Raw genomic sequence first — 8,282 nt, 5'->3', positions numbered from 1 at the left:
ATCGTCTGCCCGATTAGCGTCATGTTGATATTCACAGGAATGTACCTCTGACAAGTTCGTGGCGACCGGAGTGAAACAAAACCGAGCGTTTAGCGCTCGGCTGAGCTGTCATTAACCGGCAACAACGAAGATCAGGTACATTGCGATACCAACACCGATCATCGGAACGGCGTCTAACAGACCTGCCATTAGGAAGGTTTTAGTTTGCAGTTGGTCGCCTAGTTCAGGCTGACGCGCAGTAGATTCCAGCAGCTTGCCGCCCAAAATAGCGAAGCCAATGCCGGTACCTAGAGCGCCCATACCAATCATGATGGCAGCAGCAATGTAAATAAGTTCCATGGTAATGCTCCTAGTTTTTCAAGTTAAAGGTCGAGGGTTGAGGTTAAGGGTTAATGTGTTGCAAACATTGCTCGCATTAGTGATGTTCGTGTGCAGCGCTGAGATACACCACGGATAAAACGGTAAAGATGAATGCTTGAAGTACAACGATCAAAATATGGAAAATGGCCCATGGCACATCCAGCACCCAAATAGCCCAGAACGGCAGCATGGCAATCAAAATAAAGATAACTTCACCAGCGAACATGTTGCCGAACAAACGCATTGCTAAACTGAACGGCTTAACCAGCAACGCAACAATTTCGAGCAGCAGGTTAAAGGGAATCAATGCCCAGTGATTAAACGGTGTCAGTGACAGCTCTTTGGCAAAACCGCCAACGCCTTTGACCTTAAAGCTGTAGTAGAGAATTAGCCCGAACACGCCCAAAGCCAAGCCTAGAGTGGCGTTTACATCGGTAGTCGGAACAACTTTCATGTAGTCAACGCCAAGCTTACTGAACAGTACTGGCAAATAGTCGACCGGTATAATTTTGAGTGTATTCATAAACAGAATCCACACAAACAGCGTCAATGCTAGCGGTGCGATGATCGGGTTATGACCTTTAAATGTTCCTCTGATCATGCCTTCGATAAATTCAACCACCATTTCAACGGCATTTTGCAAACCCGTCGGTACACCCGTAGTCGCTATTTTACCGGCTTTGCGGAAAATAAAGATAAACAGCAGACCCATGGCAATTGACCAGCCCATGGTGTCTAAGTGAATAGCCCAAAAGCCCATATCACTTGCTTCTTCCGCAGTATGCGCCAGCGACCAACCATTTTCGGGATGATTACCAAAGGTCAGGTTCTGCAAGTGGTGCTGGATATAGTAAGTCGTAGAGACTTCGTTTCCTGCGGCCATGGACATGTCACCTCAATCAGTTGTGCGATTTTCTAAGCATTAGCATTTTTTGGCATTAACCAAGGCGTGAACCAATGCGTTAGAACAACCGCCACATAAGCATAAAAAAAGAAAGCGGGGTTTGAGGGGGGCGCTACTACGAACACTGCAACAAACAGTGCCACCGTCAAACCAAACTTACCTGCCTCGGCACGAAATAGGCGCATCGGTGCCTGCGAGGGCCGATTAGACCTCAAAACTCCCATCCGCTTTATGAAAAAAGCGTGTGGCAGTAATGCCACTAAGGCGCCTAGTAGCACGGATAACGCGCCAGGCATTTGTGCCAAAAAATAGCCAGCCATCATCCCGATTAACGTAATGATAAATTGTGTGATGGTCAGGCGAACAATATAGGTTCTACGTCGCTGGGTTTCGTATCGCTGCATAGCTCTCTGCATGGTTTTCTGCATAGCTCTGGACAAATACCCTGCTCTTTAAAAAAATCGACAGGCTTCAAAGAGCGTATTCTTCGACAAACGCAGACTACCTGCACAAATCTTGCGCGATTATAGGGAAGCGCTATCACACCTTCAACCGAGTAGCGTTGATTTTGCCCGTTTAGGGGTCGATTTTCGACCAAATGGTTAAAACATGCCCCCTTCTTAGGCAATATTGCATAGCCTGCTATTTAATATGCATTAAAATACCGTCTAGTTCTTCAAGGCTGGTATAGCGAATAGTCAGCTTCCCCTTACCCTTTTGACCATGATCAATGGAAACAGCCGCACCGAGTAATTCACCTAAATGCGTTTCAAGCTTGGCCACATCGGGCTGCTTAATTGGGCGACTAGGTGTTTGAAGAGCGGCTTGGCTTGTTTGAACTTTCTTCACCAGCGCTTCGGTTGCGCGCACGGTCATGTCGTTATTGACTACTTCGTGGGCCACTTGCCGCTGCTGCGCACTGCTTAGCGTCAGCAAGGCGCGTGCATGGCCCATATCAAGGTCGCCGCGCTCCAGGAGCGTTTGTACTTCGGGGTCTAATGCTAATAAACGCAGCAGATTGGCCACCTGGGTGCGTGATTTACCTACGGCGTCGGCAATTTGCTGTTGGGTAAGCTCAAACTCTTCGCCCAGACGTTTAAGCGCCATGGCTTCTTCAATGGCATTGAGATTTTCACGTTGAATGTTTTCAATTAACGCCAGCGCTAGTGCGACTTCGTCGCTGACTTCGCGAATAACCGCAGGAATAACGTCCAACTCAGCCAGCTGAGAGGCGCGCCAGCGACGTTCACCGGCAATAATTTCGTAGCGATCCACGCCGATGGGACGTACAACGATAGGCTGCATAACGCCCTGGGCACGAATCGAATCGGCCAGCTCTTCTAATGCTTCAGGCTGAATATCGCGACGCGGCTGATATTTTCCTCGCGTTAACTGAGCTAATGGCAAACGCTCAAGTCGATCTTCAACGACCTCGTCAGTCGCAGCGCTAAGCGCTGTATCAGTCAGCTCAAGCGGCGTGCCACTACCGGCAAGTTCTAGGCTGTCACGGCGACGAGCACCAGCACCAATCAGGGCATCCAGGCCACGTCCTAGCGCGCGTTTACGCGTCATTCGCTTTCCCTCATTTATAACGATAGCTATCACTACAGCGCGTATTGTTTAAAGTGAAAGACGACGGATCATCTCTTTTGCCAGCACTCGATAGGCCTGACTCCCCCGTGAGAACCGGGCATATTGCGTGACCGGCAGCCCATGACTCGGTGCTTCGGCAACTTTAACGTTGCGGGGTATGGTGGTTTTAAACAACATATCACCAAAATAATCGCGCAGCTGCTTGTCGACTTCGCGAGTTAAGCTAGTGCGTTTGTCGTACATGGTACGCAAAATGCCCGCAATGGCTAAATCAGGATTAACGTTTTGCTTGATTTGCTCAACGGTATCCAACAGTGCCGATAGCCCTTCCAGCGCGTAAAACTCGCACTGTAAAGGGATGAGCACGCTGTTAGAAGCCGTTAACGCATTGACGGTTAGCATGTTCAAAGACGGCGGGCAGTCGATCAGTACCACATCGTATTCATCCGCTACCGATGCTAAGGCCGCTGTCAGGCAGCTTTCACTTTGCTCACGATCTAATAATTCCACTTCGGCGGCAGTCAGATCGCCGTTACCCGGCAGCACGTCGTACTTTACTGGCAACTTTTTGACAATCGTTTCAGCCGCGGTAGCCTCACCCAGCAAAACATCAAGAACACTTTTATCAAGCTCGTATTTGTCGATGCCGCTACCCATGCTGGCATGACCTTGCGGATCAAGATCCACCAACAGCACGCGGCGGTCGAGCGCTGCGAGACTAGCCGCCAGATTAACGGCCGAGGTGGTCTTGCCCACGCCGCCTTTTTGGTTGGTCAGGGCAATGATCTGGCTCACTTACTCAACTCCTTCTGGGGTCAGAATCAACAGCTGCCGCTGGGCCGCTTCAAAGGGTACTTCCAGCAGATGACGCGCGTGTAATTTAATACCGTGGGGCAGGTCACGCAGTTCATCATCCGCCCCCGGGCCTTTCATAGCTAACCACTGGCCATCAATGGCCGGCAGTTCACGGGTGAGCGTGACAAAATCAACGAGGCTAGCAAACGCCCTCGAGATTACCTGATCAAACGCAGCTGCTTCGAACTGTTCAACGCGTGCTTGGACAGGTGTTACGTTTTTCAACCCTAGCTCCATGACCGCTTGGCGTTGAAAACGCACCTTTTTGCCGTTGCTGTCTAGCAGCGTGACGTCTAGCTCAGGATTTAAAATGGCCAACACTATTCCAGGTAATCCGGGCCCTGCGCCAACGTCGAGTAAACGCGGCCCGTGCACATAGGGAAATACCACTGCGCTATCCAGCACGTGGCGCGACACCATTTCATCTAAATCGCGCACCGCTGTGAGGTTATAAGCTCGGTTCCACTTGTGCAACAACGCGAGAAAACCTAACAGCTGTTCGCGTTGATGCTGGCTGACATTAATCGCCAGTTGGTGAAGACCTTTATCTAAACGTAGCGCAACGCTTGCGGGTAAGCTTTTTAATAACGCCGTTAGCGAACTCATCCGTTAACCACGTCGGCAGTCGCTACCAGTCGGCGTTTTTTCAGATGTACCAGCAAAATAGAAACAGCCGCTGGAGTAACACCCGAAATACGCGCCGCATGGGCCAACGTTTCTGGCCTAGCGTCAGCAAGCTTTTGACGGATTTCGTTAGATAAACCTTCTATCTTTAAATAATCCAACTCAGCAGGTAAAGGCGTCGCTTCATGGCGTTTGAGTTTATCTATCTCATCCTGCTGCCGATGAATATAGCCTTGATACTTGGCCTGAATTTGTACTTGCTCAGCAACCGCTTCATCAGTGGCAAGCGTGTCTTCAAGGCCGGGTAAATGGGCCAAGTCGCTATAGTTGAGTTCAGGGCGTTTAAGCAAATCACTCAAGCAGTATTCTCGTGATAGCGGCGCGCCGGTTTTTTCAGCCACTTTCTTAGCAGCTAAACTTCCTGGTTGAATCCAAACGGTTTTCAGACGTGCGTTTTCTTGCTCGATTGCTTCACGCTTTTGACTAAACGCCGACCAGCGCGCGTCATTAACCAAACCAAGCTCACGGCCTGCTGAAGTAAGGCGTAAATCAGCGTTGTCTTCTCGCAGCAGCAAGCGATATTCCGCTCGCGAGGTAAACATGCGATAGGGCTCTTTGGTGCCCATCGTGATCAGATCATCGACCAGTACGCCAAGATAAGCTTCATCGCGGCGCGGATACCATGCATCCAACTCTTGTGCGCGACGTGCGGCGTTCAAGCCAGCTAGCAACCCCTGGGCGGCGGCTTCTTCATAGCCCGTCGTGCCATTGATTTGGCCAGCGAAGAACAGGCTGTGGATAAATTTAGTTTCCAGCGAGTGTTTTAAATCTCGTGGATCAAAGAAATCATACTCAATGGCATAACCAGGCCGCGTGATATGCGCGTTTTCCAAGCCTTTGATAGAGCGGACAACTTGAATCTGCACGTCAAAAGGCAGCGAGGTCGAGATCCCATTGGGATAGAGCTCATGAGTGTCCAAACCTTCAGGCTCGATAAACACTTGATGGCTCGACTTGTCGGCAAACCGATGGACCTTATCTTCAATTGACGGGCAGTAGCGCGGGCCAACGCCGTCAATCACGCCAGAATACATGGGTGATCGATCAAGGTTAGCCAGGATCAGGTCGTGAGTCTGCTGGTTGGTGTGGGCAATGTGACAGCTGACTTGCTGAGGGTGCATTTCCCGCGAGCCAAGATAAGACATCACTGGTGTTGGTGTATCGCCTGGCTGTTCTTCCAGCTGTGAAAAATCAACCGTTTTAGCATCAATGCGTGGCGGGGTACCGGTTTTTAAACGATCAACCCGAAACGGCTGTGCCCTTAACCGCTCGGCGAGTGCGTTGGAAGGCGGGTCACCTGCGCGCCCGCCCTTGCTTTGATCCAAGCCGATATGAATCACACCACCCAAAAATGTGCCGGTACACAGCACAACGCTTTGAGCATGAAAACGAATGCCTGTCTCGGTAACAACGCCACGCACGGTGTCATTTTCGACGATTAAGTCACCGGCCGCCTGCTGGAAAAGCGTTAAATTAGGCTGGTTTTCCAACATTCCACGAATAGCTGATTTGTAACGAATGCGGTCTGCCTGAGCCCGAGTGGCTCTAACGGCAGGTCCTTTGCGTGCATTTAACACGCGAAACTGGATGCCACCTAAATCCGTGGCAAGCCCCATAGCGCCACCCATCGCATCGATTTCTTTCACCAGATGGCTTTTGCCAATGCCGCCGATCGCAGGATTACACGACATTTGGCCCAGTGTTTCGATGTTGTGAGTGAGCAGTAGGGTCTGACAGCCCATGCGAGCAGAGGCCAGTGCGGCTTCAGTCCCCGCATGGCCACCGCCGATGACAATCACGTCAAAGCGGTCGGGATAATTCAAGAGACACCTCGTCTTGTGCCGTTGGCACGGATGATGTGAGCCAGTGCTTATGCACCCTAGTTCAATATGCCGGCAAGTATAAACCCCCTGTGGGTAACCGTCAGGTTTTTCCACACCTCTTTAAATTGAATAGCCTTTATTAATAACAATATAAAAATAAGATAAGAGAAGTTCTGTAAATGTAGTAACTATTAGTGTGGACAATTTCTGTGCATAAGAAACTAAATCATTTAAATTTCATTAGGTTACATTGTTGACTTCTATATGTTTGAATAGCGTATTGCCTGGGCAGAAACGGTGTTACTCCTGTGGATGAAATGCCCCTTTATCCACAGGACCAATTCTACACGGCTTATCCACCGTCCTATACCTTGGTTGTTACCGTACCTGTGAACATCCAGCACATGGCTGTTAACAAATGCTAAGAGGTCCCTATAGTAAGCCTGATAGACGAGAAGTGGATAAATGAAAAAAAACCTTATCCACAGGCAAAAAAAAGCCTGTCACGAGGACAGGCGGGTAAAAAAAGCAATTTAGCGATCGTTTAAGACGTCATTAATGTCGAATTAGCGCTGAAAAAGTAGGTTCGATCTAGTGTTTTAACACTCGTGCAAGGAAGGATTGAGTGCGCTCATGTTGAGGCGTATCAAACAGATTTTCAGGCGGTCCCTGCTCTGCAATTTCACCCTTATGGATAAAAATAACGCGATCTGCGACTTCACGGGCAAAGCCCATCTCATGGGTGACAATTACCATTGTCATCCCTTCTTTAGCGAGTTCACGCATAGCGTCCAGCACTTCACCAATCATTTCGGGGTCAAGTGCCGATGTAGGCTCGTCAAACAGCATTAGCCGCGGTTCCATGGCCAAGGCGCGTGCCAGTGCGACACGCTGCTGTTGGCCGCCAGAGAGCTGGCTTGGGTACTTATCGGCCTGATCTGCAATACCTACACGGTCAAGCAGATGTTTGGCACTGCTAACAGCATCAGCGCGGCTAGCGCCGCGAACTTTCATCGGTGCTAACGTAACGTTGTCTTGTACGCTGAGGTGGGGAAAAAGGTTGAACTGCTGAAACACCATGCCGACTTCAGTGCGAATGGTTTGTAACGCTCTAGTGCTTTTTCCATTGGGCAGGAGTTCGTTGCTATCAACAGTAAGACTGCCTGCCTGAAACTCCTCAAGGCCATTGATACAGCGAATCAGGGTCGATTTACCTGAACCGCTGGCACCAATAATCACGACCACTTCACCAGGAATAATGTCGAGATCAATGTTGTTGAGTACGTGCAGGCTGCCAAAGTGTTTATTGAGCTTCTGCATACGCACAATTGGCTGCGTTATATTGTTTAATGTCTCGCTCATTGTGCGTGTCCTTATTGTCCGGCCAGACCTCTACGCTCAAGCTGGCGTAGTAAGATTGAAAGGGTCCAGGTGATCGCTAAATACATCAGTGCGACCATGAAGTAGACCTCAAGGGCGGTGAACGTGGTGGAAATGTAGATTTGTCCCTGACGTACCAATTCGCCAACGCCAATTACTGAAAACAGCGACGTGTCTTTAATACTGATAATGCCTTGGTTACCAAGTGATGGAATCATCCGGCGGAAAGCTTGGGGCCAAATCACATAGCGAAAGGCTTGGGGACGGGAAAGGCCCAGTGATAGCGACGCCTCCCTCTGGCCACGCTCAATCGATTGAACGCCGCCGCGGACAATCTCAGAAATATAGGCGCCAGAGTTAACGGCAATGGCAGCAATACCCGCAACAAGCGCATTAATAGGGCTACCCAACAGCTGTGGTAAACCATAAAAAATGAACAGTACCTGGACAAGGATAGGCGTGCCGCGAAACACCTCAACGTAAAAAATAGCCGGCCAACGTAGCCAGCGTAGGCGGCTCAGCCGCAGCAGGCCAAAGAAAATGCCGATAAAAAAACCAATGGCCAAGCCGCCAAATGAAATAAGTAACGTCCAGGGAATACCAGGTAGCAGGTATGGAATAGATCCAAACGCTGCCGACCAATCAAACTGAAAATTGACGTCCACGCGTAGACTCCTGAAACA

9 protein-coding genes are annotated in these 8,282 nt (G+C 49.8%); all 9 read right to left on the bottom strand.

The genetic code is table 11. The annotated features are described in order from the left end of the window. Positions 1 to 111 precede the first annotated feature (111 nt). Positions 112 to 339: a F0F1 ATP synthase subunit C gene (gene atpE / locus ACTH5D_RS16545; RefSeq protein WP_096276749.1), complete on the bottom strand. Its 228-nt coding sequence runs from the start codon at positions 337 to 339 to the stop codon at positions 112 to 114. A 76-nt stretch (positions 340 to 415) separates the two neighbouring features. Next, positions 416 to 1,243, bottom strand: a complete 828-nt coding sequence (gene atpB / locus ACTH5D_RS16540) for a F0F1 ATP synthase subunit A (protein ID WP_441673155.1) — start codon at positions 1,241 to 1,243, stop codon at positions 416 to 418. Between the two features lie 32 nt (positions 1,244 to 1,275). Then, positions 1,276 to 1,668 carry an ATP synthase subunit I gene (locus ACTH5D_RS16535; protein WP_441673153.1) on the bottom strand — a complete coding sequence of 131 codons (393 nt, stop codon included), beginning with the start codon at positions 1,666 to 1,668 and terminating at the stop codon, positions 1,276 to 1,278. Between the two features lie 238 nt (positions 1,669 to 1,906). After that, positions 1,907 to 2,836 carry a ParB/RepB/Spo0J family partition protein gene (locus ACTH5D_RS16530; RefSeq protein WP_441673151.1) on the bottom strand — a complete coding sequence of 310 codons (930 nt, stop codon included), beginning with the start codon at positions 2,834 to 2,836 and terminating at the stop codon, positions 1,907 to 1,909. A 48-nt stretch (positions 2,837 to 2,884) separates the two neighbouring features. Then, complete coding sequence (locus ACTH5D_RS16525; RefSeq protein ID WP_096276745.1) at positions 2,885 to 3,652, bottom strand: ParA family protein; 768 nt, start codon at positions 3,650 to 3,652, stop codon at positions 2,885 to 2,887. After that, positions 3,653 to 4,318 (bottom strand): 16S rRNA (guanine(527)-N(7))-methyltransferase RsmG, encoded by a 666-nt coding sequence (gene rsmG / locus ACTH5D_RS16520; protein ID WP_441673149.1) that lies wholly within the window; start codon positions 4,316 to 4,318, stop codon positions 3,653 to 3,655. Then, on the bottom strand, positions 4,315 to 6,219 hold the full coding sequence (gene mnmG / locus ACTH5D_RS16515; protein WP_441673147.1) for a tRNA uridine-5-carboxymethylaminomethyl(34) synthesis enzyme MnmG: 1,905 nt from the start codon (positions 6,217 to 6,219) through the stop codon (positions 4,315 to 4,317). Before mnmG ends, rsmG begins: the two co-directional genes overlap by 4 nt. Positions 6,220 to 6,810: 591 nt before the next feature. After that, the gene (locus ACTH5D_RS16510; RefSeq protein WP_441673145.1) at positions 6,811 to 7,581 is read right to left on the bottom strand and encodes an amino acid ABC transporter ATP-binding protein; all 771 of its coding nucleotides are present in this window, start codon (positions 7,579 to 7,581) and stop codon (positions 6,811 to 6,813) included. A gap of 11 nt (positions 7,582 to 7,592) precedes the next feature. Next, positions 7,593 to 8,264: an amino acid ABC transporter permease gene (locus ACTH5D_RS16505; protein WP_441673143.1), complete on the bottom strand. Its 672-nt coding sequence runs from the start codon at positions 8,262 to 8,264 to the stop codon at positions 7,593 to 7,595. Positions 8,265 to 8,282 lie beyond the last annotated feature (18 nt).

The sequence above is a fragment of the Halomonas sp. genome (assembly GCF_052095695.1).
GTDB lineage: Bacteria > Pseudomonadota > Gammaproteobacteria > Pseudomonadales > Halomonadaceae > Vreelandella.
The sequence above is the reverse complement of the archived record's forward strand: the minus strand, read 5'-3'. Positions and strand labels throughout refer to the sequence as shown.